We start from the raw sequence: 25,438 nt of genomic DNA on the forward strand, positions 1-25,438 counted from the left end.
GTTACCGCAATGTATTTCGCTTCGCGGTGCGCCTGAATTACTCCAGCAACGCCGCCGCCACAGCCGTTGCCGTCATCGCGGCCGTCTCGGCACGCAAAATGCGCGGCCCCAGGCTCACCGCCTTCCAGCCCTCCGCATCAAAGAGCGCTTCTTCCTCGGCCGTCCATCCACCTTCGGGGCCAACGGCAATTTCAATCTTGGGAATCTCATCGCCAGCCTGTGCCAGCGCTTCGCCAAGCGCAAAGCGAAACGTGGTCGAGCGCTCCTGCTCGGCCAGCAGAAATCGCAGATGCTCACCGGGCTGCCGCACGGCGGTCTTGAGCGGCAGCGGTTCGTCAATCTCGGGAATATCGGAGCGCCGCGATTGCTTCGCTGCTTCCCGCGCAATCCGCCGCCAGCGTTCCACACGAGCGGCCGCCGCCTGCGCCAGGTGCTTCTCCGAGCGCCGTGCAATTACGGGCTGAATGCGCTCCACCCCGAGTTCGGTCGCCTTCTCAATCGCCCACTCCATGCGGTCAAATTTGAAGACCGCCAGCAGCAGCGTAATCGGCAGCGCCGGATCAGCCTCCACTTCAGCCACCAGGTTAAAGCGCACCGCGTCGCCCGTGATGCCCGCAATCACGCCATGCCACACGCGGTCGCCGGCGACAATGTCAAACTCCATGCCCGGCTGCGCGCGCAGCACGCGAATCAGGTGCGAGGCCTGCTCTCCCGTCAGCGAGGCGGTGGCTTCATCCCACGTATCGGCAATCCATCGGCGTCTTGTCATATCTGTATTCTCGCGCACCCGGCACAGGCTTGCGTGGCCGCAAACTACGAAGGGGGATGCTCATCGCATCCCCCTTCGTGTTGCCTTTTGTTGCCTTGTACTGCCGGTCGCTTACTTCTTCTTAGCGGCCTTCTTCGCTGCCTTCTTGGCGGGTGCTTTCTTGGCTGCTGCCTTCTTCGTTGCCATGACTATTCTCCCTTTCGATTTACATCGAAGCTGCAACACAAGTGCTGCAGTTATCCGAATGTATAGAGTTGCGCAAAAGCGGTGTCAAGAAAAAAATCGAAAATTATGCGCGAAGTTTTCCCGCCAGGTAACGCCCGCGAACACCGTCCCGCAATCGGACAAAAATTACTTCGGCAGTACGTGGAAATGCGAAGCGCCCATCAGCACCAGTCCGGCAAAAATATCCTGCCACGCATGCGCAATCATTCCTGGCCGCAGGCTTCTGCTTTTCAGGTAGAGCAGGCATAGCAGCGCGCCCAGCACGCTCAGCAGCAGCATGCGTGACCATCCTTCATATCCATGGCTCGCGCCAAAGATCAGCGAAGAAATCACCACGCCAATCCACGCTTTGCCGCCAAACGAAAACTGCCGCATCAGGTAGCCGCGAAACAGAATCTCTTCGCAAACGCCCGCCGAGATGCACAGCGCAAACCACACCAGCAGGTCCAGCGCGCTGAGCGGAGCAATCGCCGTCAATCCCTTCGGCGGCGTCGCCGACGCATGATGCAGCAGGTAGATTCCAATCGAGAGGCATCCGATGATAGCCATCGCCATCACCCAGAAGATGCCCGCAAATGCAAAGTCGCGTCCCAGTCCCTTCCATCCCTCGTGCGGAACGCCCAGCAGCGTTCGCAGTCGAACGCCTCGCACGCGCAGGCCAATCCACACCACGCCCAGCAGCACCCATTCATAACCGATGGTCGCGGCATACTGTGTCATGTGGTGTACCGCCAGCGTGCCCTTGCGCGCCTGCAGGCTGCTGCCGAGCGACGTTGCCAGCAGCAGCAGCACAATCAGCGCCGTGTGCCACCACGGGGCGACACGTTGGCCCAGCGGCTTCCATTGCTCCGCTGCCGCCGCCTGCTCGGGCTCACCTGTCATCGCCGTTTCGTGCATGGAAACCTCACTCTCTGGTATCTTCATCGGTTCGCCTCTGAGTGTACCGGCAGCTTCACGTTTCACAACAGAGGAATGCGCCTCAGCGCGGCACGACCGAATTGCGAACCAACTAAAGGAGTTTCGATGCAGTCCCAATCCTCATCGATGGAACAGATCGTCATTGTCTCTGGCGTCCGCACGCCAGTCGGAAAATTTCAGGGAACCTTGTCCGGCATGAAAGCAACCGAGCTTGGCGCCATCGCCGTGCGCGAAGCCGTCGCGCGAGCCGGCGTCGATCCAGCCATGGTGGACGAGTGCATCATGGGCAACGTCGTCTCCGCCGGGCTCGGGCAAAACCCCGCGCGTCAGGCTGCGCTCTTCGGCGGCCTTCCGCCGGCCGTCAGCGCGTTCACCATCAACAAGGTGTGTGGCTCGGGCCTCAAGGCCGTCGCGCTGGCCGCGCAATCCATCCAGACCGGCAATGCGGAGATCGTTGTCGCCGGCGGCATGGAATCCATGACCAACGCACCCTACCTGCTGCCGCAGGCACGCGCCGGCTTCCGCATGGGCAACAGCGTCGCGGTCGATTCCATGGTGAATGATGGCCTCTGGGATATCTACAACGACTACCACATGGGCGTCACCGGCGAGAACGTCGCCGAGAAGTACAACATCACCCGCGAAGAGCAGGACGAGTACGCTCTGAACTCGCACCGCAAAGCCGCGGCCGCGCAGCAGGCCGGCCACTTCAAAAACGAAATCGTCCCCGTCGAGATTCCCGCGAAGAAGAAAGGCCAGCCCGCCACCTTCTTTGACACCGACGAATCCGTCCGCGCCGATGCCAGCATCGAAGCCTTGCGCGCCCTCAAGCCCGCCTTCAAGAAGGACGGCACCGTCACCGCCGGCAACGCGCCCGGCGTCAATGACGCTGGCGCAGCCTGCCTCGTCACCAGCGCGCGCAAAGCCGCCGAACTCGGCCTCAAGCCCCTGGCGCGCATCGTCGCGCAGGCCTCCAGTGGCGTCGAGCCCAGGTGGGTCATGATGGCACCCGTCACCGGCGTGCAAAAGGTGTTGGCCCGCGCCGGCTGGTCCACTGACAGCGTCGATCTCTTCGAGCTGAACGAAGCTTTCAGCGTGCAGGCCATCGCCGTCACCCGCGAGCTGGGCATTCCTCTCGACAAGGTCAACGTCAACGGCGGCTCCGTCGCCATCGGTCATCCCATCGGTGCCAGCGGAGCGCGCGTGCTCGTCACGCTGCTGCATGAAATGATCCGCCGCGACGCAAAACGTGGTGTCGCCGCGCTCTGCCTTGGCGGGGGCAACTCGGTCGCCATGGCCATCGAGCGCGACTGATACTTCCTGCGCGCTCCTCTTTGCGTCTTATAGATTTGAAGTCAGCAACGCAAAGGGGAGCGCATGCAGCTCAAGCCGACCGAACGCTTCACCACACGGGTGGAAAGCTACCGTCATTTTCGCCCGCACTACCCGTCAGAGATTGTCGAAGCGCTCCATCGCGAGTGCGGCCTCAAAACCAATGATCTCGTCGCCGATGTGGCCGCCGGCACCGGGCTGCTGACGGAGATCTTTCTCGCCGCCGCCCATCCCGTCATCGCCATTGAGCCCAACGATGCCATGCGCGCCGTCTGCGCAGCGCTCCAGTCAGACTATCCGCGCTTGCAATGCGCTCCGGGCACGGCAGAGAACACTGGCCTTCCCAATCGCAGCGTGGCTTTGGTCACCGTGGCGCAGGCGCTGCACTGGTTCGATCTTCCCGCCGCGCGTGCGGAGTTCGCCCGCATCCTCTCCCCCGGCGGCTGGTGCGCCATCATCTACAACCATCGCCGCATGGGTGGCGATGCCTTTCATGATGGGTATGAGCGCATCTTGCAAACCTTCGGCACTGACTACGCCGCCGTGCAGGCCCGTCACGCCGGCCCTCAAGAAATCGCGGAGTTCTTCGCCCCGTCCGCCGTCCGCACGCTCACTTTCCCTAATCATCAAGACCTGCAGCTCGCAGGATTAATGGGCCGCGTGCTCTCCTCGTCCTACATGCCGCAGCCCGGCCATCCGCAATACGAAGCGATGACCCGCGCAGTCGAAACGCTCTTCACACAAAACCAGCACCACGGCACCGTGCGCATGGACTACGAAACCGTCGTGAGCTTCGGGCAGCTCTAGCACTTTGCGAAAGCGATCACGTTCAGCACTCAATCACACTCAGCGCCAGTCCGCCCAGCGACGTCTCCTTATACCGCGACTGCATATCCAGCCCCGTCTGGTACATCGTCTTGATCACCTGGTCGAGCGAAACCTTGTGTCCCTCGCTCTCATTCATCGCAATGCGCGCCGCCTGCACCGCTTTCACTGAAGCCATGGCATTGCGCTCAATGCAGGGAATCTGCACCAGCCCGCCAATCGGATCGCACGTCATCCCCAGGTTGTGCTCCATCGCAATCTCGGCGGCATGTTCCACTTCATCATTCGTCCCGCCCAGCGCGGCCACCAGCCCGCCGGCCGCCATCGAGCACGCCACGCCCACCTCGCCCTGGCAACCCACCTCCGCGCCGCTGATCGAGGCATTCTCTTTGTAGAGCACGCCAATCGCCGCCGAAGTCAAAAAGTAGCGCACCATCCCGTCCTCGTTCGCCCCCGGCAAAAAGTCGAGATAGTAGCGCCCCACAGCCGGAACAACCCCCGCCGCTCCATTCGTCGGCGCGGTCACCACGCGTCCGCCCGCGGCATTCTCTTCATTCACCGCCATCGCATACACTGTCACCCAATCGAGCGGTGCCAGCGGGTCCACCGATCCCTTCGTCCGCAGCCGTTCGGCCAGCCGCGACGCGCGGCGGCGCACATTCAGCCCGCCGGGCAGGATTCCCTCCGCGCGCATGCCTCGCTCGATGCAGCCCTGCATCACGCTCCAGATATGCAGAACGCCCCGCCGCACCTCATCCTCACTTCGCTGCGCGCATTCGTTCCGCAGCATCAGCTCCCAGATGTGCAGTCCTGCATCCCTGGCCATGCGCAGCAGCTCCGCCGCGCTCGTAAATGAGAACGGCACCGTCGCCGCATCCGTCACCAGCAGCGCGGCCTCTTCGCCGTCCTGCACCGTAAAGCCGCCGCCAATCGAAAACACCGTCTCCGTGTGCAGTTCTTTTCCCTGTGCGTCAAAGGCGGCAAAGCGCATGCCGTTCGGGTGCTCCGTCACCGCGTCCGGGGGATAAAGAATCTCGCGATGAAACAGCAGATCGCCGGCTTCGGTGAAGGGAATCGCATGCTTGCCCCGCAGCGCGAGCGAATGCGCCGAGCGAATCCGCTCCAGCTTGCCATCGATGGTGTCCGGGTCAATCTTCGCGGCCTCTTCACCCGAGAGTCCCAGCAGCACCGCGCGATCCGTGCCATGCCCATGACCGGTCAGCGCCAGCGAGCCGTAAAGATCGCACTGCACCCGCGCAGTTTCAGCCAGCAGTGAACGCTCCTCAAGATGCTGCGCAAACTCGCGCGCCGCGCGCATCGGACCCATGGTGTGCGAGCTCGAAGGCCCCACGCCGACTTTATAGAGATCAAAAAGACTGGTTTTCACGACCCTCTAGTGTAAGGCGTTTAGAGAAAAAAGCATCAGCGGCAAAAATCCCCACGTGACAGGCGGCAAAGAGCAGCAAGCCAGCCGGAAGAAAGCGCCTCGCAACCTGAGGCGCGGGCATAGGAAACCGACCGCTGTTCGCCGCACAAAAAAGAGAGCCCATACCATCTATGGACTCTCTCTCGATCAGCTGGCCGCTTCATCCCTGACAGCCTTTTTACTGGCCGCCTTTTGCCGCCTTCTCAAACCTGCATGATCTCCGCTTCCTTCTTGCGGCTGATCTCTTCCATGCGCTTGATCTCTTCATCGGTCAGCTTCTGCATCTCGTCCAGCGAGCGCTTTTCTTCGTCCTCTGAGATCAGCTTGTCCTTGGCCGCCTTCTTGATGGCGTCATTGCCATCGCGGCGAATGTTGCGAACGCCCGTGCGATGCTCTTCCAGCACCTTGTTCAGGTGCTTCACCACCTCGCGGCGGCGCTCTTCCGTCATCGGCGGAACAGGAATGCGGATAATCTTGCCATCGTTCTGCGGATTGAATCCCAGGTCCGAGGTCCGCAGCGCATTTTCAATGTCCTTCAGAATGCTCGTGTCCCACGGCTGCACTACGATCGACTGCGCATCGGGCGTATTCACCTGGCCCACCTGGTTCAGCGGCGTCGGCGTGCCGTAGTAGTCCACGCGAATCTGGTCGAGCATCTGCACTGAGGCGCGGCCTGTGCGCAGCGAGGTCAACTGCGTCTGAAAGTCCTTCACCGCCTTGTCCATGCGCGTCTTGAGTTGCTGATAGGTGTCTTTGAGAGCGGGGATACCCGCCATAACTGAACCTGACATCGCTGAGTCCCTTCTATTGCTTTCCGAATCTGTATTTTACATTTGCCCTGCACGGGCTGGCAGCCGCTCTCCGGCCATTTCCATCAGCTCTCTTTGCGGTAGAGCATGTCACGAATGGCCTTCCGCCGTTCCGCATCCAGCTCGCGGTTGCCGCTCGACAGGTCGCCGGCCGCATCTTCATTCTCAGCCTCGCTGCAATCCGGGCAGCGATTGGCAAAGCCCGGCTTGCCCGGCCGCAGTTCAAACTCTTCTCCACACGCCACACATACTTTGATCGGGAATGCCATAACTGAATATCGTAAAGTTGAACGCCTCCCGCCGTCATCTCTTCGGCGTATTAAGATGCGCTCCCGTTTCCCCAAACAATCCAGGCAGCACTTCCACCGCCGTTCCCAGCCGAATCTCACCGAAGGCCTGCGCATTCAGCGGCCGCTCCGGCCCCACATACACCGTCGCGATTCCTCGCTGCCGCGCCACCTGCACCAATCCCGCTGCCGGATACACCGAGCCCGACGTCCCCACCACCAGCAGCACCGTCGCCTGTTCCAGTTCCCGGTAGATGCCGTCCATATCCCGCGGAATCTCCCCAAACCACACAATGTGCGGACGCACCGCGCTGCCGCACCGCTCGCAAACCGGCAGCTCCCCGGCCGTTTCATAAAACCGCGCATCCGCAAAAGGCTGCTGGCAGCGCACGCACCGCGAGCAAAACAGCGTGCCATGCATATGGTGTACCCTCCGCGATCCTGCGCGCTCATGCAGGTCATCTACATTCTGCGTGCACAGGTAAAAGCGCTCGCCCATGCGCTCTTCCAGCCGTGCCAGCGCCACATGCGCCGCGTTGGGCTCGGCAGCCAGCGCATCGCGCCGCCGCATGGAGTAAAAGCGCCACACCAGCTCCGGATTCTCCGCCCAGCCCTCCGGAGTCGCGACTTCCTCCACGCGGTACCCGTTCCAAAGCCCATCCGAGCCGCGAAAGGTCGCCAGCCCGCTCTCGGCGGAGATGCCCGCTCCGGTCAGCACAAACAGTCGATCACTGGCAGAGAGTTGCATCTCTCGATTATCCTGCGTCATCGTTGTCTCACCTTCAACCATTCGCGGCGGGGTCGGCGTATGACTAATATGACTTCAGGCGGCACTTCACTTACTTCGGCCAGCATGATATCGTCCGGTTCCATTCCTCGCTCTCGTGTCTATATCGGCCTTGGCGGCAATCTCCCGTCTGTTTACGGAGATCCCCGCCACACCCTCCAGGCCGCCATCCACGGGCTTGAGGAGATGGGCCGTCTCGCCGCCTGCTCATCGTTCTACGAGACAGCTCCCGTCGATCTTGAGGCTCAGCCCTCTTTCATCAATGCCGTGGCCGCGCTCGACACCACTCTGCCGCCTGAACTTCTGCTGCGCATGCTCCTCGCGCTTGAGATTCGCTTCGGCCGCGACCGCGCCGGCACCCCGCCCAAGGGGCCCCGCGTGCTCGATCTCGATCTGCTGCTCTACGGCGATCTCATCCTTTCTCAGGAAGATCTCCACGTCCCGCATCCGCAATTGGCGCGGCGCAGGTTCGTGCTCGCCCCCCTGGCCGAGATTGCCCCCGAACTCCGCCATCCGGTCCTCGACCTCACCATTGCCGAACTCCTTTCCGCCCTTCCGGATGTCGGTCCCAATCGCCGCGACGCCGTCCGCCGCCTCTGAGCATTTTCACTGAAGGTGTATAGGAGGAAGACGGGCTCAACGTGGACGTTCGATCAAAGAACGTCCACTCCGGACCCACGCAAAACACTCCACAGTATCAGTGAAAATGCTCTGAGCGCATCTAAGTCGATGAGCCGGCGGCAGTACCCGGCCTCTCAGAGACAAAAGGAGGTGGCTCGCATGCCATCCACATACTTTTCCCGCTGGTGGATCTGGGCGATTCGCGGTGTCCTGGCCATCCTGTTCGGCTTGCTGACCTTCGCGGTTCCCACCGCTACGTTCACCATTCTTGTGATTCTCTTCGGCATCTGGGCGGTCGTCGATGGAATCACCCACCTCTCCATCGCCTTCCATGCCGGCGTCGAACACAAGGGCCTCCATGTCACCGAAGGCATCATCGGTCTCGCGGCCGGCCTCGTCGCCTTCTTCTTTCCGCTCACCACCGGCGTGGCTCTGCTCTATATCGTGGCCGCCTGGGCCGTGCTCTCTGGCATCACGCGCATTCTGCTGGCCTTCCATCTGAATGACTCCGCCACCCGCGAGTGGATGGTCGGCCTCAGCGGATTACTCGCCCTGCTCTTCGGCATCGTCATCTTCCTTTACCCCATCGCCGGCATCGTCGCCGTGGCGCTCTGGATCGGCATCTACGCCATCGTTGCCGGAGTCGTCTTCCTCGGCCTCGCCCTGCGCATGCGCGCCGGTCACAAGCGCATGCTGCTCAGCGGCATCTGACTGCCCCGCAAAAGCAGCAAGGCCACCCCGAGGGGTGGCCTTACCTGTGTTCGTTGCGTGCTCGCGGGTTACTCGCGGTCGCGCTTCCAGTTCATCAGGTCGCCCAGCGTCGTCGTCGAGCTCGACACCGGAGCCTTGTAGGCTTCCACGTCGGCACGGCTGGCTTCTTCGCCCACCGCGCGCAGGCTCAGGCCGACCTTCTTCTCATCCGGATTCATCTTGATGATCTTGAAGTCGTACTCCTGGCCCTGCTCCAGGTTCACCGGAGCGCCATGCTGATCGGTCGCCTCGGAGACGTGGCAGAGTCCTTCCACGCCCTCGGCAATCTCGATGAAGGCGCCGAACTGAGCCGTGCGCAGCACCTTGCCGTGAACCACATCGCCCGTGCGATGCTGCTCAAAGAAGGTCTCCCAGACATCGGGCTGCAACTGCTTGATGCCGAGCGAGAGGCGGCGATTCTCCGGCTCCACGCCCAGAACCACGGCGCGAACCTTCTCACCCTTCTTCAGCACTTCTGACGGATGCTTCACGCGCTTGGTCCAGCTCAGGTTGCTCACGTGTACCAGGCCGTCGATGCCGTCTTCAATTTCAATGAAGGCGCCAAAGTCGGTCAGGTTGCGCACGCGGCCTTCCACGGTCGCGCCGGTCGGGTACTTGTCGCCCAGCGTCTCCCACGGATTGTCCTGCAACTGCTTCATGCCCAGCGAAATGCGGCGGTCGGTCGGATTCACGCTCAGCACCACCGTCTCGACCTCGTCACCCGGCTTCAGCATCTTCGAGGGATGCTTCATCCGCTTCGACCAGGTCATCTCCGAGACGTGTACCAGGCCTTCAATGCCCTGCTCCAGTTCCACAAACGAGCCGTAGTCGGTCACGCTCAGCACGCGGCCACGCACGCGCGCACCCACCGGGTAGCGCTCCGTGGCATCGAGCCACGGGTCAGGCGTGAGCTGCTTGAAGCCGAGCGAAACGCGCTGCTTGTCGCGGTCAAACTTCAGCACCTTTACCTGAATCTCGTCGCCCACATTCACCAGGTCGCGCGGATGCGTCAGGCGTCCCCACGACATATCGGTGATGTGCAGCAGGCCATCGATGCCGCCCATGTCAACAAATGCGCCATAGTCGGTCAGGTTCTTGACCGTTCCGGTCAGGATCGAGCCTTCTTCCAGGTGCTCCAGCGTCTCCGAGCGCTTCGCGGTCTGCTCCTCTTCGAGGATCTCCTTGCGGGAGACAACCACGTTGCCGCGCTTCTTGTTCAGCTTGATCACGCGTACTTCGATCGGCTGGCCAATGTAGGCGTCCAGATTGCGAACCGGGCGAATTTCGAGCTGCGAGCCAGGCAGAAATGCCTTGATGCCGATATCGACCGTCAGGCCACCCTTCACGCGGCCCGCCACGATGCCCGTCACGGGCGTCTTCTCGTTGGCGGCCTTCTCGATGGTGTCCCATACCCGCAGGCGCAGAGCCTTCTCATAGCTCAGCAGGAAGCCGCCCTCGGCCTCTTCACGCTCAATCACAACCTCGACGGTGTCGCCGGGCTGTACCTTCGGCTGCTGGTTGTGGTCCAGCACCTGGTCGAGCGGAATCAGACCTTCGGACTTCAGCCCGACATCGACCACGACATGCTTGTCGGTCAGCTTGATCACGGTGCCGTTGACGACCTGCGTGTCGTCAAACGACGAAGCGGCCGCTTCGGCTGCCTGTTCGCGATCAAACGACTCCAGCACGGCTGCAAAGTCCATGCTGTTCAGATCGATATCTTCATCGTCCTGCGACAATTCGGCGGCCGGGGCAGTTGCCTGCTCGGGTGCTGCCGATGCGGTCTCAGTGGGGGCTTGTGCGTCCGCGGAGGGGGCTGCGGGGTTAGGGGTGGTTTCGAGGGACGGCTGCGCTTGCTCCGTCGCGTTTTCCAGCGTAGGGGTTTCCAGTTCGGTGTTCAGAGGTTTGCTCTCGGTTTGCTCAGGATTCAGGACGTTTGACATGACGGCCAACTCAGGGATTTATGGCGGCGTTCCCGCTTCCGCCTTGGGCTGCCAGGGCAGTCCGTTCTCCTCGTCTTCTGCTGGCGTGCGATCCAGCACAAAAGGAGACAAGGATTGGGAGATCCCTCATTCCGTCCGTTCATCCGTCGGCTCTGCGGGAGGAAGACCGTGACGTGATAGACACGTTCTTCGTATGCAGACTCGGCAGAGGGAATCGGAAAGAGTAGGATCGAGGGATTGCGCAACGATCCCGAAGCGCTAACCCATATCTGAACTATAGAACTGCGTATTTCCAGTGTCAAACCTATTACTGCACTGGAAAGTGGGCATCCGGCCACTTTTTACGCCTTCGCAACAAATCAGCCGTTCGCGCTCCCGGCCACAAATTCCCCCCACTGCTTCATGTGGCTGCAACAGCTTTTTACAAAACCGTCGGCGCTGATTCTCAGCGGTGGCGAAACGGGCTTATGCTGTTGGAGCAGTCAGGTTCCACGAAAACATCACGCTGACAGATTAAGTTTGACTCCTGAACCAGAACCCCGCGGGCTTTCGCAGCGACGGTGCCCACCCGCGCTGCCGAAACCTTTCCGGGCTCATGCACGTCATCTTCACCAACACGCAGGGTGTTCGCATGAATTCTCGAGATACACGAGACGCATTAATCGAAGCCGCCGCACAGCCTTCGCCGGAAACCACGCCATCATCCACTTCCGGCACTGAATCCAGCCCCCCGCTCTTTGGCAGATTCTCCCGCCGCTCGTTCATGGCCTCGCTCGGCGCGGCCGGCGTGGTCGCCGGCGCCTCGTCGCTCGCTGCCGTCGCCGTCGCGCAGCAGGAAAAGCCCGCTGGAGCCTCTGAAGACGATTCCGCCGTGACCGGCGCGGTTCCCGTCGTGCTCAATATCAATGGACGCGACCACCACGTCATGCTCGAGCCCCGCGTTGTCCTGCTCCATGCCCTGCGCGATCACCTCGGCATGCCCGGCACCAAGATCGGCTGCGACCATGGCCAGTGCGGAGCCTGCACCGTCCACGTCAATGGCCGCCGCGTCAACTCCTGCCTCACGCTCGCCATCATGCATCAGGGCGACCGCATCACCACCATCGAGGGGCTGGCGCAGAACGGCAAGCTCCATCCCGTCCAGCAGGCCTTCCTTGATCACGACGGCTTCCAGTGCGGCTACTGCACCGCCGGGCAAATCATGTCCGCCGCGGCGCTGCTGCACGAGCCCATTGGCCAGGACGACGACTCCGTGCGCGCCGCCATGAGCGGCAACATCTGCCGCTGCGGCGCTTACAACAACATTGTCGATGCCGTGCAACAGGCAAGGAAGCAGGTTTAGAGGACCGCCATGCAAGCATTCCGCTACACCAAGTCCACGACCGTCGATGCTGCTGTTCAGGCCCATGGCACTTATGTCGCCGGCGGCACCACGCTCATCGACCTGATGAAGCTCAATGTCGAGACGCCCGCCTCGCTCGTCGACATCAACCCTCTGCCGCTCGCCAAAGTTGAGGCCCAGCCCGGCGGAGGCCTGCGCATCGGCGCCATGGTCCGCAACAGCGATCTGGCCAATGACGAGCAGGTCAGGAAGCATTACGCCGTGCTCTCTGAGGCGCTGCTCTCCGGCGCTTCGCCGCAGTTGCGCAACATGGCCACCACCGGCGGCAACCTGCTCCAGCGCACCCGCTGCTACTACTTCCGTGACACCAGCTACGCCTGCAACAAGCGCGAGCCCGGCAGCGGCTGCTCCGCTCTTGACGGCTACAACCGCATCCACGCCGTGCTCGGCGGCAGTGAACACTGCGTCGCCGTCATGCCTTCAGACATGGCTGTGGCCATGATGGCCCTCGAAGCCACCATCCATACCAGCGGCAGCCAGGGTGAGCGCAAGATTCCCATCCGCGAGTTTTACGTCCTGCCCGGCGATACGCCCCAGCGCGAAAACACCCTGCTGCCCGGCGAACTCATCACGCACGTCACGCTCGCTCCGCTGCCTGCCGGCACCCGGTCTTACTACCTCAAGCTGCGCGACCGCGCCCAGTATGAATTCGCGCTGGCCTCCGTCGCCGCCGTCACCACCATGAAGGGTGGGCGCATCGAGCGCGTCCGCGTTGCCATGGGCGGAGTCGGCACCCAGCCCTGGTACGCCCCTGAAGTGGAAAAGGCTCTGGAGGGCAAGCAGGCGACGCCGGAAAATTTCCATCGCGCCGCCGAAGCCGCCCTGGCCCATGCCAGGCCGCTCAAGGACAACGGATTCAAGATCGAGCTGGCAAAGCGTGCCATCGTGCGCGCTCTCCACGTCACCACAGAAATGGCCTGAGACTCACGGCGAGGACTGCATCATGGCGACTGACTTATTCAACGCACCCATCGGACAACCCGTAACCCGCATTGAGGGCTTTCATAAGGTCACGGGCACGGCACCCTACGCGCTCGACTTCCTGCCAGACAACGTGGCGCACGCCGTCGGCGTCTTCAGCACCATCGGCAAGGGCCGCATCGCAAGCATTGACACCAGCAAGGCGGAGTCCATGCCCGGCGTGCTGGCCGTCCTCCATCACGGCAACATCGGCCCCATCTACCGTTCGGCCGAGCGTCTGCAGCCCAACAGCCACGCCAGTGAGAGCCGCCCGCCGCTCTCTGACGACCGCGTCTACTACTTCGGCCAATTTGTCGCCGTCGTAGTGGCAAATACCTTTGAGCAGGCCACCGCTGCCGCCGCGCACGTTCACGTCAAGTACGACGTGGAAAAGCCGGCCACCATGCCCAGCGAAGCGCCCATGCCCGCCGGCAACGCCCGCGCCCAATATGCGCGCGGCGACGCGGCCAGCGCTTTCTCTTCCGCTCCCGTGCAGATCGAGGGCTTCTACAGCACGCCCACTGAAATGCACAATCCCATGGAGATGCACGCCACCACCGCCGTCTGGAAGGGCGACAAAGTCACCCTCTATGAGACGACACAGGGCGTCATGAATCATCAGGGCGTCTCCTCCGAGATGCTCGGCATCCCCATCGATCGCGTCGAGGTCATCTGCTACTTCTGCGGGGGCGGATTCGGCGGCAAGCTCTTTCCCTGGCCGCAGTCCGCCCTGGCCGCCGTTGCCGCGCGCCAGCTCGGCCGCCCCGTCAAAATCTTTGTCCCGCGCGACATGATGTTCACCACCGTGGGCCACCGCCCCACCACGCAGCAGCATCTGCGCGTCGGCGCAACCCATGACGGCAAGCTGCTCTCCATCGAGCACAACGTCGTGCAGCCCACCTCCATGCTCGACAGCTTTATGGAGTACTGCATCGGCGTCACCGGCATGCTCTATAGCTGCAAAAACATCGCCACGAAGCAGGACGTTATCCCGCTCAACATTGGCACGCCCACGCCCATGCGCGGCCCCGGCACCACACCCGGCCTCTACGCGCTCGAGTCCGCCATGGACGATCTGGCCATCAAGCTCAACATGGACCCGCTCGAACTCCGCCTCAAGAACTACGCCGAGATCGACGAAAGCTCCAACAAGCCCTACTCCGGCAAGCATCTGCGCGAGTGCTATCAGGCCGGCGCGGAAAAATTCGGCTGGTCCAAACGCGATCCTCGCGTCGGCTCCATGCGCAACGGCAGCGAAATCCTCGGCTGGGGCATGGCCACTTCCACTTGGGAAGCAGGCCGCGGGTCGGCGGACGTGCGCGTGCGCCTCATGGAAGATGGCCGCGTCCGTGTCTCCAGCGGTACGCAGGACCCCGGCACCGGCACCTACACCGTCATGGCGCAGGTTGCCGCCGAGCGTCTCGGCATCCCGATGCATCGCATCCACGTTGTCATCGGCAAAAGCAATCTGCCGCCCGGTCCCATGTCCGGCGGTTCTACGGCCACGGCTTCGGTGATTCCCGCCGTCGCCAAGGCGTGCGATGAGGCCATGAACGCCGTGCTCCGCGCGGCAGACAACGCGCCCGATCTCGGCATTCACGATCCCGAAAGCGCCACCGGCAACGTCAATCACAGCAAGCCCATCCTCAAAATGACCAATGGCTATGTTCACGCCGCCGATGCAAAGCCCGAGACCGGCAAGCCGTTCGGCGATGTCTTGCAGGCTCTGAACCTTGCGGCTCTTGAGGGCGAAGCCTCCACCCATCCCAATCCCGAGATGCGCAAATACTCCGGCCATTGCTTCGGCGCGCAGTTCGTCGAGGTCGGCTGGGACCCCGGCATCGCCCGTCTCCGCGTCAACCGCATCGTCACCGTCATGGATGTGGGCCGCGTCATCAACAAGAAAACGGCGCGCAACCAGGTCCTCGGGGGCGTCACCTGGGGCATCGGCATGGGCGCGTTTGAAGAGACCATCTACGATCCGCGCAACGCCAAGCCGCTCAACAACAACTTTGCGGATTATCTCGTTCCCACCAATGCGGACGTGCCCAAAACCGAGGTCATCTTCGTCGAATACCCTGACTACCACCTCAACGAATTCGGCGCGCGCGGCGTCGGCGAAATCGGCCTGACCGGTGTCGCCTCCGCGCTCACCATGGCTGTCTATCACGCCACCGGCATTCGCGTTCGCCGCCTGCCCATCCGCATCGAAGACCTGCTGCCCTCCAAAGTCGGCCTCGCGAAGGACTATGTCTGAGCTGCGCCAGATTCTCGACCTCGCTCGCCTCGCGCAATCGCGAGGCGAAGAGGTCTGTCTCGTCACCGTCGTCGGCGTCGAGGGCTCGTCCTATCGCAAGCCCGGCGCGCGCATGCTGCTCACCCGCGGCGGCCAGCGCGCCGGCACCATCAGCGGCGGCTGCCTCGAAGCCGAAGTCAGCAAAAAAGCCTGGTGGCTCACCGCCGAGGGCGCATCCATCCAGCGCTACACCAGCTTTTTTGATGAAGACTCCGGCATCCCCTTCGGCCTCGGTTGCGGTGGAACCATCCTGCTCCTGCTCGAACGCGGCCAGCCCGCCCTCGCCACGCTCGAAGCTCTGCGCCGCACCCTCGAGCACGACGAGCCGGCCGTTGCCCTCATCTCCATCGCCGAGCAAAATCCCGGCACCCGATGCATCGTTTCTGCTTCCGGCCAAGTGCTCTTCGGCGATCCTGCTCTCGCGCCGCTCGCGGCCCAAACCCTCCGCAACGGCACCCACACCACTCTGCTGCCAGCCTCCGAATCCACGCCCGCATCCGGGGCCACGCCGCTCTTCTGCGAGCGCATCACCCCTCCGCCCGCACTCTGGATCTTCGGTGCCGGCGACGATGCGCAGCCCCTGGCCGAGTTCGCCCATAAGTTAGGCTGGCGCATCACCGTCGCCGATGGCCGCTCCCATCTCGCCCGGCCTGAGCGCTTTCCGCTCGCCCGCCAGGTGCTCACCCTCACGCCAGAAACACCCCTCTCGCTCAAGCCCGCCGACGCCGCCGTGCTCATGACGCACAGCTATGAGCAGGATCACGCCCTGCTCGCCCGCCTCCTGCCGCTGCCGCTGGCCTATCTCGGCGTCCTTGGGCCCCGCCGCCGCACCCGGCATATCGTCAAAAGCCTCACCCAGCCCGCGCAAAACCGGCTCGGCGTCACCGCTGAAGAAGCCATGGCCCGGCTCCACGCTCCCGTCGGCCTCGGCCTGCCCGGCCACACGCCCGCGGCCATCGCGCTCTCCATCGCCGCCGAGATCCATTCCGTCTTCGCCGCCCCTGCTGCTCCGGAATGCGTCGCGTCCCCCGCGCCCGCTCATGCCTTCTAGTGCGCCCGGCGCGGCCATCCTTCTGGCCGCCGGCTCTTCCTCCCGTCTCGGTCAGCCCAAGCAGTTGGTCCGGCATGAAGGGCAGTCGCTCCTGCGCCGCACAGCTTCCATGGCCCTTGCCTCTGATGCTTCTTCAGTTATTGTTGTTTTAGGTAACTCAGCCTCGCGGCTACGGCCCGAGCTGGCAGGCCTGCCCGTCTCCATCGTCGAGAATCAGGACTGGCCTTCCGGCATGGCCGGCTCGCTCCGCTGCGGCCTGGCGCAGCTTCTGCTCCAGGCTCCCGAAACACCCGCGGCGCTGCTCATGGTCTGCGATCAGCCCCATCTCCAGGCCACTCATCTGCGGCAGCTATGGCAGCAGCATCAGGCTTCGAATCAGGTAGTTGCCGCCCAGCAGGCCGACGGCCAACCCGGAGTTCCCGCCATCTTCCCCGCCCGCTGCTTCCCCCAACTCGCAGCCCTTCAGGGCGACCAGGGAGCGCGCGCGCTCCTCCGCCAGCTCCCACCCTCTGAGCTTCACATCCTGCCCATGCCCGAAGCCGTTGCCGATCTCGACACTCCCGCCGACCTGGCCCGGCTGCGCTCCCAGGCCCTCAATGAGCAGAGTTAACCCCAAAGATAATTTTCCAGGATCAAAATAGCTATTGATATTGAGAAAACAAAATCTATCGGAATCGATGATTTCTGTGATTCCCGTCACACACTTCTGGACAGTTGTTGCGTCGCGAGTCTAGCATCGCTGTCAAGAAAGTTTAAGAACCAGCATAGGTTCAATCCTTCTAACTTCGGCCAGTTTTACAAACCTGTCCCCAGACGCCTGTATTTCCTACAACCTTGTAGTACCAGCTTGTGGAGCGAATCTCTATGGCATGGTATGCCTATTGTGTTACAGAAAAACAATCCTTTCCTGAGTTGCTTCGCCACCGAAAACCAATTCCGTTGGAATCCGTGGCCGGCATTCAGGGCAATCAAATCTTCCTTTATCCCGCCAGTGATCTCGCAGTAATCGTCAGTGAACATTCCCCGCAGGAAAACCTCAATCAGAAGGCCGCTGTAGACCACGCCCGCGTCATTGCGGAGTGCTTCAAAGTCTCCACCGTCCTCCCCTTCCGCTTCGGCACCGTCTTCGGTGATGACGAAGCCCTTCGCAAGTCCATCCGTTCCAACCACCGTCAATTCTCAACCAACATCGAACGCCTCCGCGGCAAGACCGAGATGCACCTCAAAGTGATGCTCGAGGATTGCGGCCGCGATGGTGCCTATCGCCCCTGCGCCGATGCGCATGCGGTCGGCAAGGCCTACCTCGCCAATTTGCGTGAGACTGCCACGTTGCAGCGCGAACGCCAGACCAAGGCGCGCTCCGTCTCCGTGCAAATGCATCGCATGTTTACTCCGCTCGACGAAGAAGTCAGTTGCCGGCGGGTAGACGAGGGAAAGATGCTGCTCGATATCGCCCATCTCATCGATACGCGCAATGTTGAGCGTTATCAGAACAAATATTCGAGTGCCAGCCAGCTCATGAAGGACTGCCACATGCAGCTCTCCGGGCCATGGCCGCCGTACCATTTCGTGCATCGCCTTTCGCGCAGCAGCTCCACGCTGCCGGCCTAGCCGCACGAGTTCTAATTTTCAGAGCGGCCCGGCGGACCCACGAAGCCCCGGGCCACTCCACGAAAGCAGAGGAAAGACGTTCAGAGCGCACCTTCCTCGTGCTTTCTTTTGTCACAGACGGCAACGCTGCGCGAAAGTTCACAGCGGCGCATCCGTATACCTCAAAAAAAATCACTTCCCCCCTGCCGCCCACTTCGGAAAATCCCGAAGAATCTGATCTCGCGGAGAAAGTTCGCAAGGCTGAAGGGTGCGGACCTGAAGGTGCGGGCCTGAAGGGTACGGGCACCCTGAAGGGTACGGGCTTGAGCCCGTACACACAACCGGCAGAAACAACTGGCCTTTAGGCCCTGAGGGAGTGCAAATTACCTCTGTCAGCATGGCCTGATCTCCGTCATTCTGAACCACAACGCGGTAAACAATCCCGGCAATTCCGCGCCCCCCGTATGCGCGCCCAGCTTCGCCCCAACACCCTGCATCCATTCTCAGCAGCAGCTCATGCCATAGGTGCGGGAAGGACCAGAACCGCCGCTGCGCCACGCCCCTATGCGAAGATGACCCTTGGTGCCCCTCATGTCTTCTTCGCAAAAATCCCGCCCCGCCCAGTCCCCCTACAGCGCCCGCACGCAGCAGAATCCCGCCCCGCGCCCGTCCGCGAAATCTCCCGCGCCTGCTCCCGCCCCCGCTCCGCAGATCCCGGCGCCGCAGCTCCCCACGCACCCCGGCATCACCATCTCGCGCCGCGCGGCAGACCGCCTGCTCGCCGGCCACGTCTGGGTCTATCGCTCTGAGGTCGAGGCCATCTCTCCCGCGGAGCGCCCCGCCGGTCTCGCCCCTGTCTATGACCGCCGCGGCACCCTCTTCGGCACCGCGCTCTTCAATCCTGATTCCGAAATCACCCTCCGCCTCCTCGCGGCAGAAGAACTCCCCGATGAAGCCGCCTTCCTGGCCCTCCTCCAGCAGCGCCTGCGCCGCGCCATCGGCCGCCGCAAGGCCCAGCTCGCAGCCGGGCATTCCGCCTGCCGCCTCGTCTTCAGCGAGGCCGACGCGCTGCCCGGCATCATCGCAGACAAATACGGCGACCTCATCATCCTCCAGCTCGCCAGCAAGGTCCTTGATACCGCCGCCGTGCGCGCGGCCATCGTCGCCGTGCTGGTCGCCGAACTCGCCCCCGCCACCATTCTCGAGCGCCCCAGCCCCCGCATCCGCGAGCTGGAGCAGCTCAGCGCCCCGCCCAGCGCCGTCCTCTACGCGCAGGGCGATCCGCTCACGCACTCCACCTTTGCCTTGAATGGCCTGCTCTTCCGCTTCGACGCCGAGGCAGGGCAAAAGACCGGGGCCTTCCTCGACCAGCGCGAAAACTACGCCGCCGCCGCCCGCCATGCCCACGGCCAGGCCCTCGACATCTGCACCTACCAGGGCGGATTCGCCCTGCACCTCGCCCAGGTCTGCCCCCGCGTCACCGGCGTGGACATCTCCCGCGCCGCCCTCGAGGTCGCCGAGCTCAATCTCGCCGCCAACTACTCGGCTCTCGCCGCCAGCGAAGTCGACTGGATCGAAGCCAATGCCTTCGACCTGCTCCGCGACTGGAGCGACGCCGGCAACGCCTACGACACCATCGTGCTCGACCCTCCCGCCTTCGCCAAGTCAAAGCGCGCTCTGGAAGGTGCCCTGCGCGGCTACAAAGAGCTCAACCTCCGCGCTCTCAAAATGCTGCGCCCCGGCGGAGTCCTCGTCACCCACTCCTGCTCCCATCACGTCTCTCTGGCCGACTTCACTGAGGTCGTCCGCGCCGCCGCCGCCGATGCCCGCCGCCGCGTCCGCCTGCTCGAGCGCCGCGGAGCCGCCAGCGACCACCCCGTCATCCTCAACATTCCGGAAACCGAATACCTGAAGTGCCTCATCCTCGAAGTGGATTGAGGAAGTCGATGGAGGCAGTGAACTCAGGAATGCGCGAGCGCCCCGGAAGGCCAGCCCGTAATCCCCGTAGCCTCACGCCTTCCTGAACGGGATCGCGCCTTTCGCCCGCGAAGGCTCCACCACCCGGCCGCCCTGCGTGATCACAATCTCGCCTCGCTCCACCAGCCGCCGCCCTGCCGCGCGCGTACGTTCCATCCACGCCTGCCAGTCCTCGGGATAGAGCGCCCGCGCCACCTCTGACGGACAAATCGTCTTGCCCGCGCCGCGCTCGGCCAGCAGCGCCAGAATGCCCCGCTCCAGCGCCGCATCGGCTTCACCCGGCTTGGCCCGGCGGCAGGCGTCACTGCAATAGCGCACGTTCTCCCAGTCGCGCTCCCACTTCTTGCGCCACTCCATCCTGCGCCCGCAGGCCGCGCAAGCCTTGGCCTCTCTACCCGAATCTCTCATTCCTCCGTGAACCACCTCTCCCCATACCCGCTGTCTCGCCGACCCGCCTATGGCTGACTCGCTGACCTGCTGACTCGCTGACCCGCTGACTCGCTAGCCTCTCCACCCCTGGCCGCTCTTATACTAAAAACACTCATGAGCCAGTTTCTTCCCGTAGAGGAGCAGCTTGATCTGCTCGAAAAAGGTGCGGCAGAGATCATTCGCGTCTCTGACCTTCGCGAGCGGCTGGAAAAGTCGCGCCAGACCGGCAAGCCCCTGCGTGTCAAAGCCGGCTTTGACCCCACCGCGCCTGACTTGCATCTTGGCCACACCGTGCTCGTGCGCAAGCTCAAGCACTTTCAGGATCTTGGCCACACCGTCATCTTCCTCGTCGGCGACTACACCGCGCTCATCGGCGACCCCACCGGCCGCTCGGCCACGCGCAAGCCGCTCACCCGCGAGCAGATCGACCAGAACGCGCAGACTTACACCGATCAGGTCTTCAAGATTCTCGACCGCGAAAAAACTGAGGTGCGCTTCAACTCCGAGTGGCTCGGCAAGCTCAGCTTTGAAGACATCATTCGCCTCGCCGCCAAGTTCACCGTCTCGCAGATGCTCGAGCGCGCCGAGTTCCACGCGCGCTTTCAGAACGAGCAGCCCATCTCCCTGCATGAGTTCATGTACCCGCTCGCCCAGGGCTATGACTCCGTCGCCCTTGAGGCCGATGTCGAGCTCGGCGGAACCGATCAGAAGTTCAACCTCCTCGCCGGCCGCGAGCTGCAGCGCGACTTCGGCCAGCCGCCCCAGATCGTCCTCATGACGCCCATCATCGAGGGCCTCGACGGCGTGCAGAAAATGTCCAAATCCCTCGGCAACGCCATCGGCATCCACGAGCCGCCGCAGGAGATGTACGGCAAGCTCATGTCCATCAACGACGAGCTCATGTGGCGCTACTGGACGCTCCTCACCGATCTCCGCCAGTCCGAGATCGACCAGATGCAGGCCCATGTCACGAGCGGTGCGCTCCACCCCATGGAAGCCAAAAAGCACCTCGCCCGCACCATCGTCGCCGGCTTCCACGGCGCCGAGGCCGCGCAGGTCGCCGATGAAAACTGGGCCCGCCAGTTCCAGCAGAAGAGCGATGACGTCGAAGGGCTCGAAGAACTCACGCTCACCCCGGAAGCCCTCGGCTTTGATCCGGAGAAAGGCATCCGCGTCTCCAAACTGCTCACCGCGCTCGGCCTCGCCGCCTCATCCTCCGAAGCCGATCGCAAAATCAAGGAGGGCGCCGTCCGCCTTGACGGAGAAGTCGTCCGGCAGAGCTACATCCCGCTCAACGGCTCCCGCCCGGCCCGCATCACCGCCCGCGTCGGCAAGCGCGCCAAGGTCGCCGTCATCGAGTAGCAGCCCCACCACCCATCCAAGGTGCCTGACCACCCCGGACAGCCAACTCCTAACTGACCACTGACAACTGGGAACTAAACCATCCGGGGTGCCCTAGGTCCGTCTGTTCGGACCTGGGAGTCCGACCCTCCCAATTCGCCGCAGGTCCCGCTTCACGCCGGGAATAACCCCGTTTCCCGCTATCATGGAGATAGGAATAAAGCCCTCCCTCGCATTCAGGAAAATGTGAATCCATATTCACATTTAATCGGACCTCAAAAAGAACAATAAGTCATTATTATTCAATAGAATGCGTTCAATCCCTGCCCCTTTATGCGCATCCCGTGCCATTCCCAAAAAAATAAAATAGCCCAAAAGTGAATGCACATTCACATTCCTCTCGAAATCCCGTATGTGTTTGAATAAACACAGCTTATAGTCTCTCTCGAAGCCCATTCCGCGCTCCCGTGAAAAATAATGCGAATCCGCATTCACATTATTCCGCCAGGCTCCGGCAACCCTATCCGTTTCATTCACTTATCCCCGCCCGGCCGCGAGCCTCCGCTCCGCCGCCCAGCCCCGCTCCCATCCCTTCCGTCACTGATACTCTTAGATCATGATCAAAGGGATTACAGTGACCCGCCATCTCGGGTCAGAGGCTCACTTCGAGCGGCTGGCGGGCTTCTTCTCCGCGCTCGGGTTCGAGCCCGGCAAGGGCTGGCACGACGCCACCAGCCGCGGCAGCGCCTTTCTCGCTCCGCTCGGCAATCTGGAACTGATTCACCCCCTCACCCCCGCCGGCCGCCACGACGACATCTATATCGAGGTCACCAGCCTCGACTCCGTGCGCCAGGTCGCTGAGGCATGGCTCCAGGCCAATGCCCTGGCAGATAGCGCCGTCCAGCTCTCCGAAGTGACGGAGACCGATTGGGGCGCGCGCCTCTTCCGCGTCTCGCCCACCGCCGATTTCTCCTTCACCTTCTGGGAGTTCTCTGACCCGCACAAGGGCAAGCCCGTCGCGCTCGAAGGCGACCTGAGCGCCGAGGGCATGCGCTTTGCCATCGTTGTCGCCCGCTGGAACGCCGTCATCACCGACCGCCTTCTGCAGGGCTCGCTCGACGCGCTCTACCGCAGCGGCGCAAAGCGCTCTGACGTCGAAATCGTCCGCGTGCCCGGCGCATGGGAGATTCCCTCCGCCGCCCGCAAGCTGGCCGAAAGCGGCAAATTCCACGCCATCGTCACGCTCGGCGTGCTGCTGCGCGGCGAGACCGCGCACTACGAAGCCATCTACAACGAAGTTTCGCGCGGCATCGGCCAGTCCCAGCAGGAGACCGGCATCCCCCACGCTTTCGGCGTGCTCACCTGCGAAACCCTGGAGCAGGCTCTCGACCGCGCCGGTCTCAAGGCCGGCAACAAGGGCTTTGAGGCGGCGGCGGCGGCTATCGAGATGGTCTCCATCCACCGCAAAATCACGGAGAAGCACGCATGACCACCACCGGCAAGCGCCGCAAATCCCGTGAACTCGCCATGCAGATGCTCTTCCAGGCCGACGTCGGCAAGCAGACCCCCGACGACGTGCGCAAAACCTTCTGGGAGGCGCGCGAAGAAGTCGAACCCGACACGCGCGGATTCGCCGAAGATCTCTTTCGCGTCGCCATGAACCGCGAAGAGGAGATTGACACGCTCATCGAGCAGCACTCCGCCAACTGGAAGCTCAGCCGCATGGCCGCCGTCGATCGCAACGTGCTCCGCATGGCCATCGCCGAGCTGCTCGGCTTTCCCGGCACGCCCGCGCCCATCATCATCAATGAAGCGCTCGAAATCGCGCGCCGCTACTCCGCCCCCGAGTCGGTCAACTTCCTCAATGGCGTCCTCGACGCCATCTCGCGCCAGCGCTACGAAACCTCCAAAAAGAAGTAGCGCCCGCTACCAGTTGCCAGTTGTCAGTCGTTAGTTGTCAGTCGTTAGTGGTTAGTCGTCAGTTGTCGGCTGTCGGACGTCGGCGTCGGGTGCCCCAGGTCCGTCCGTTCGGACCTGGGATGAGCCAAGCCACACACCTCCCCCGGCCGCAGACTGGCCGCCGTCTGACCCGGCATCTCCCCGTCCCGCAGACTGGCTGACTTGCTAACTCGCTAACTCGCTGACCCGCTGACGGCTGGCCGCCTCACCCCTGATCGCCTCACACACCTGACCATTTGCTACACTCTCCCGTTCGGGAGAATTACCGCATGCCCTACGAAACGCTGCTGCTCGAAGTTCAGGATTCCATCGCTACCCTCACGCTCAACCGTCCCAAGGTGCTCAATGCGCTCAATGATCAGCTCTTTCGCGAGCTGGACGCGGCCCTCGACGCGCTCGCCGCTGACGATGCCGTGCGCGTGGTGATCCTCACCGGCTCAGGCGAGAAGGCCTTCGCGGCAGGAGCCGACATTCAGGAGCTCGCCAGCGTCAGCGCCGAAGAAGGCCGTCAGCTCGCGGCACGCGGCCAGCGCGTCATGGGCAAGATGGAGCGGCTCGGCAAGCCCGTCATTGCCTGCATCAACGGCTTCGCTCTCGGCGGTGGCTGCGAGCTGGCCATGGCCTGCACCTTCCGCATCGCCGGTGAAACCGCCCGTCTGGGCCAGCCCGAGGTCAAGCTCGGCCTTATCCCCGGCTACGGAGGCTCGCAGCGGCTGCCCCGCCTTATCGGCCAGGGCGCGGCTCTGAAGCTGCTGCTTTCCGGAGAAATGATCTCCGCCGCTGAGGCATTGCGGCTCGGGCTGGTCGAAGAAGTGGTGCCCGCGGCCGAACTGATGCCGCGCGCCCGCCAACTCGCCGCGCTGATCGCCGGCATGGCCCCGGTGGCCCTCCGGCACTGCCTCGCGGCCGTGCATGACGGTGCCGAGCTACCGCTTGATCGTGCGCTGGCGCTCGAGGCCTCACTCTTTGGCCTCTGCTGCGCCACGGCGGACAAGGCCGAGGGCACGGCGGCATTTCTTGAGAAGCGCGCGCCTCGCTGGTCCGGGCACTAGATAGGGGCGCTCCAGCAAGGCGGTAGCTTCAAAGGTTACTGCCGTTCTCTCATCGAGCGGCCCGCCTCCTGCTATCCTGCTGTTGTGTCTGAGCTACGGATGCGGAGTGGACCACTCGCCGGGACCCTGTGTGCATGGGGTCTTGCTGTGCTTGCACTCTCACTGACCGCATGCTCTCCGGCCAGGCCGGCCAATCCACAGGCCGCCGCCGCTGTGCAGGCAGCCCGCCAGCAACGCATCGCCGAGCAGCAGGCCGAGACGGCTTACAGTCAGGATCTTGACCAGATTCCGCCACCCGCCAAGAGCCGCTACATGCAGATTCACAAGCTCAAAAGCTGGAGCAACCCCTTTCTCATGATTGGCACTCACACCTTGAGTCTGCGGGTGGCCGCGTCCACCAGTACGCCTAGCGCTCCCGGCCGCATGCTTCGCTCCCGCGCGCCCAAATGGCGCACCGCGCAACTGCAGCTCGCTGACCTGCCCGAGGCGCTGGCGGCCTTGCCGGAAGAGAATTGGCCCTATGGCCGCGTCATCGCGGTGGAGGACGACCCCTCCGCCACCCGTCGGCAGCGCGTGCAGGTGCGCCGCAATGAAGAGGCGACGCTCAAAGTGCTCAATGACATGGGTGTAGTGGTGTATGAGTGGCCCGGCAACGGCCCGGCGCTCTGAGCACGCCGCCGCGCCAGCCC

Annotated in this window: 24 protein-coding genes; 16 read left to right on the forward strand and 8 right to left on the reverse strand. The window is 63.0% G+C overall.

Annotation, left to right across the window (positions count from 1 at the left end; translation table 11 throughout):
- Nucleotides 1-37 precede the first annotated feature (37 nt).
- Nucleotides 38-769, reverse strand: a complete 732-nt coding sequence (locus tag ACP_RS10985; RefSeq protein ID WP_015897397.1) for a 16S rRNA (uracil(1498)-N(3))-methyltransferase — start codon at nt 767-769, stop codon at nt 38-40.
- 351 nt (nt 770-1,120) lie between these two features.
- On the reverse strand, nt 1,121-1,918 hold the full coding sequence (locus tag ACP_RS17415) for a CPBP family intramembrane glutamic endopeptidase (protein WP_015897398.1): 798 nt from the start codon (nt 1,916-1,918) through the stop codon (nt 1,121-1,123).
- Between the two features lie 99 nt (nt 1,919-2,017).
- Between ACP_RS17415 and ACP_RS10995 the strand changes: the two genes are divergently transcribed.
- Nucleotides 2,018-3,226 carry an acetyl-CoA C-acetyltransferase gene (locus ACP_RS10995; protein ID WP_015897399.1) on the forward strand — a complete coding sequence of 403 codons (1,209 nt, stop codon included), beginning with the start codon at nt 2,018-2,020 and terminating at the stop codon, nt 3,224-3,226.
- A gap of 63 nt (nt 3,227-3,289) precedes the next feature.
- Entirely contained in the window at nt 3,290-4,051 is a 762-nt protein-coding gene (locus tag ACP_RS11000; RefSeq protein WP_015897400.1) for a class I SAM-dependent methyltransferase, read from the forward strand.
- A 22-nt stretch (nt 4,052-4,073) separates the two neighbouring features.
- On the opposite strand, the gene ACP_RS11005 is transcribed toward ACP_RS11000, so the two are convergent.
- The 4 genes from ACP_RS11005 to ACP_RS11020 all read right to left on the reverse strand — a co-directional run bounded on the left by ACP_RS11005 (nt 4,074) and on the right by ACP_RS11020 (nt 7,360).
- The gene (locus ACP_RS11005; RefSeq protein ID WP_015897401.1) at nt 4,074-5,456 is read right to left on the reverse strand and encodes an L-serine ammonia-lyase; all 1,383 of its coding nucleotides are present in this window, start codon (nt 5,454-5,456) and stop codon (nt 4,074-4,076) included.
- 242 nt (nt 5,457-5,698) lie between these two features.
- Nucleotides 5,699-6,286 (reverse strand): ribosome recycling factor, encoded by a 588-nt coding sequence (gene frr, locus ACP_RS11010; protein ID WP_015897403.1) that lies wholly within the window; start codon nt 6,284-6,286, stop codon nt 5,699-5,701.
- An 83-nt stretch (nt 6,287-6,369) separates the two neighbouring features.
- Nucleotides 6,370-6,573: a hypothetical protein gene (locus tag ACP_RS11015; protein ID WP_041839509.1), complete on the reverse strand. Its 204-nt coding sequence runs from the start codon at nt 6,571-6,573 to the stop codon at nt 6,370-6,372.
- 34 nt (nt 6,574-6,607) lie between these two features.
- A complete protein-coding gene (locus ACP_RS11020) occupies nt 6,608-7,360 on the reverse strand; it encodes an SIR2 family NAD-dependent protein deacylase (RefSeq protein ID WP_015897404.1) in 753 nt (250 codons plus the stop codon).
- Between the two features lie 39 nt (nt 7,361-7,399).
- Between ACP_RS11020 and folK the strand changes: the two genes are divergently transcribed.
- Both folK and ACP_RS11030 read left to right on the forward strand, forming a co-directional pair.
- The gene (gene folK / locus ACP_RS11025; RefSeq protein ID WP_238525538.1) at nt 7,400-7,978 is read left to right on the forward strand and encodes a 2-amino-4-hydroxy-6-hydroxymethyldihydropteridine diphosphokinase; all 579 of its coding nucleotides are present in this window, start codon (nt 7,400-7,402) and stop codon (nt 7,976-7,978) included.
- A gap of 180 nt (nt 7,979-8,158) precedes the next feature.
- A complete protein-coding gene (locus ACP_RS11030) occupies nt 8,159-8,710 on the forward strand; it encodes an HdeD family acid-resistance protein (RefSeq protein ID WP_015897406.1) in 552 nt (183 codons plus the stop codon).
- A 68-nt stretch (nt 8,711-8,778) separates the two neighbouring features.
- Here the strand turns inward: ACP_RS11030 and ACP_RS11035 are convergent, their stop codons facing one another.
- Nucleotides 8,779-10,692 carry a 30S ribosomal protein S1 gene (locus ACP_RS11035; protein WP_015897407.1) on the reverse strand — a complete coding sequence of 638 codons (1,914 nt, stop codon included), beginning with the start codon at nt 10,690-10,692 and terminating at the stop codon, nt 8,779-8,781.
- A gap of 631 nt (nt 10,693-11,323) precedes the next feature.
- On the opposite strand from ACP_RS11035, the gene ACP_RS11040 reads away from it, so the two are divergent.
- The 7 genes from ACP_RS11040 to ACP_RS11070 all read left to right on the forward strand — a co-directional run bounded on the left by ACP_RS11040 (nt 11,324) and on the right by ACP_RS11070 (nt 19,929).
- Nucleotides 11,324-12,034 (forward strand): (2Fe-2S)-binding protein, encoded by a 711-nt coding sequence (locus tag ACP_RS11040; RefSeq protein ID WP_015897409.1) that lies wholly within the window; start codon nt 11,324-11,326, stop codon nt 12,032-12,034.
- Between the two features lie 9 nt (nt 12,035-12,043).
- Nucleotides 12,044-13,015, forward strand: coding sequence for an FAD binding domain-containing protein (locus ACP_RS11045; RefSeq protein ID WP_015897410.1), 972 nt, complete (start codon nt 12,044-12,046; stop codon nt 13,013-13,015).
- 22 nt (nt 13,016-13,037) lie between these two features.
- On the forward strand, nt 13,038-15,311 hold the full coding sequence (locus ACP_RS11050; protein WP_015897411.1) for a xanthine dehydrogenase family protein molybdopterin-binding subunit: 2,274 nt from the start codon (nt 13,038-13,040) through the stop codon (nt 15,309-15,311).
- Nucleotides 15,304-16,401: an XdhC family protein gene (locus tag ACP_RS11055; RefSeq protein ID WP_015897412.1), complete on the forward strand. Its 1,098-nt coding sequence runs from the start codon at nt 15,304-15,306 to the stop codon at nt 16,399-16,401. Before ACP_RS11050 ends, ACP_RS11055 begins: the two co-directional genes overlap by 8 nt.
- Nucleotides 16,391-17,011, forward strand: a complete 621-nt coding sequence (locus tag ACP_RS11060) for a nucleotidyltransferase family protein (RefSeq protein WP_015897413.1) — start codon at nt 16,391-16,393, stop codon at nt 17,009-17,011. The genes ACP_RS11055 and ACP_RS11060 overlap by 11 nt, the downstream gene beginning before the upstream one ends.
- Before the next feature lie 254 nt (nt 17,012-17,265).
- Nucleotides 17,266-18,012 carry a GvpL/GvpF family gas vesicle protein gene (locus tag ACP_RS11065; protein ID WP_015897414.1) on the forward strand — a complete coding sequence of 249 codons (747 nt, stop codon included), beginning with the start codon at nt 17,266-17,268 and terminating at the stop codon, nt 18,010-18,012.
- A gap of 570 nt (nt 18,013-18,582) precedes the next feature.
- Nucleotides 18,583-19,929, forward strand: coding sequence for a class I SAM-dependent rRNA methyltransferase (locus ACP_RS11070; RefSeq protein ID WP_148215129.1), 1,347 nt, complete (start codon nt 18,583-18,585; stop codon nt 19,927-19,929).
- A gap of 72 nt (nt 19,930-20,001) precedes the next feature.
- On the opposite strand, the gene ACP_RS11075 is transcribed toward ACP_RS11070, so the two are convergent.
- Nucleotides 20,002-20,376 carry a DUF2256 and DUF3253 domain-containing protein gene (locus ACP_RS11075; RefSeq protein WP_015897416.1) on the reverse strand — a complete coding sequence of 125 codons (375 nt, stop codon included), beginning with the start codon at nt 20,374-20,376 and terminating at the stop codon, nt 20,002-20,004.
- 135 nt (nt 20,377-20,511) lie between these two features.
- Here ACP_RS11075 and tyrS point away from each other — a divergent pair, with 135 nt between their 5' ends.
- The 5 genes from tyrS to ACP_RS11105 all read left to right on the forward strand — a co-directional run bounded on the left by tyrS (nt 20,512) and on the right by ACP_RS11105 (nt 25,418).
- Nucleotides 20,512-21,759 carry a tyrosine--tRNA ligase gene (tyrS, locus tag ACP_RS11080; protein WP_015897417.1) on the forward strand — a complete coding sequence of 416 codons (1,248 nt, stop codon included), beginning with the start codon at nt 20,512-20,514 and terminating at the stop codon, nt 21,757-21,759.
- Between the two features lie 595 nt (nt 21,760-22,354).
- Nucleotides 22,355-23,227, forward strand: a complete 873-nt coding sequence (ribH, locus tag ACP_RS11090) for a 6,7-dimethyl-8-ribityllumazine synthase (RefSeq protein ID WP_015897418.1) — start codon at nt 22,355-22,357, stop codon at nt 23,225-23,227.
- Nucleotides 23,224-23,658 (forward strand): transcription antitermination factor NusB, encoded by a 435-nt coding sequence (nusB, locus tag ACP_RS11095; protein WP_015897419.1) that lies wholly within the window; start codon nt 23,224-23,226, stop codon nt 23,656-23,658. The genes ribH and nusB overlap by 4 nt, the downstream gene beginning before the upstream one ends.
- 308 nt (nt 23,659-23,966) lie before the next feature.
- Nucleotides 23,967-24,749 carry an enoyl-CoA hydratase-related protein gene (locus tag ACP_RS11100; protein WP_015897420.1) on the forward strand — a complete coding sequence of 261 codons (783 nt, stop codon included), beginning with the start codon at nt 23,967-23,969 and terminating at the stop codon, nt 24,747-24,749.
- Nucleotides 24,750-24,896: 147 nt separating this feature from the next.
- Complete coding sequence (locus ACP_RS11105) at nt 24,897-25,418, forward strand: hypothetical protein (protein ID WP_015897421.1); 522 nt, start codon at nt 24,897-24,899, stop codon at nt 25,416-25,418.
- The last annotated feature ends 20 nt before the right edge of the window (nt 25,419-25,438 follow it).

The sequence above is a fragment of the Acidobacterium capsulatum ATCC 51196 genome (genome assembly GCF_000022565.1).
Lineage (GTDB): Bacteria > Acidobacteriota > Terriglobia > Terriglobales > Acidobacteriaceae > Acidobacterium > Acidobacterium capsulatum.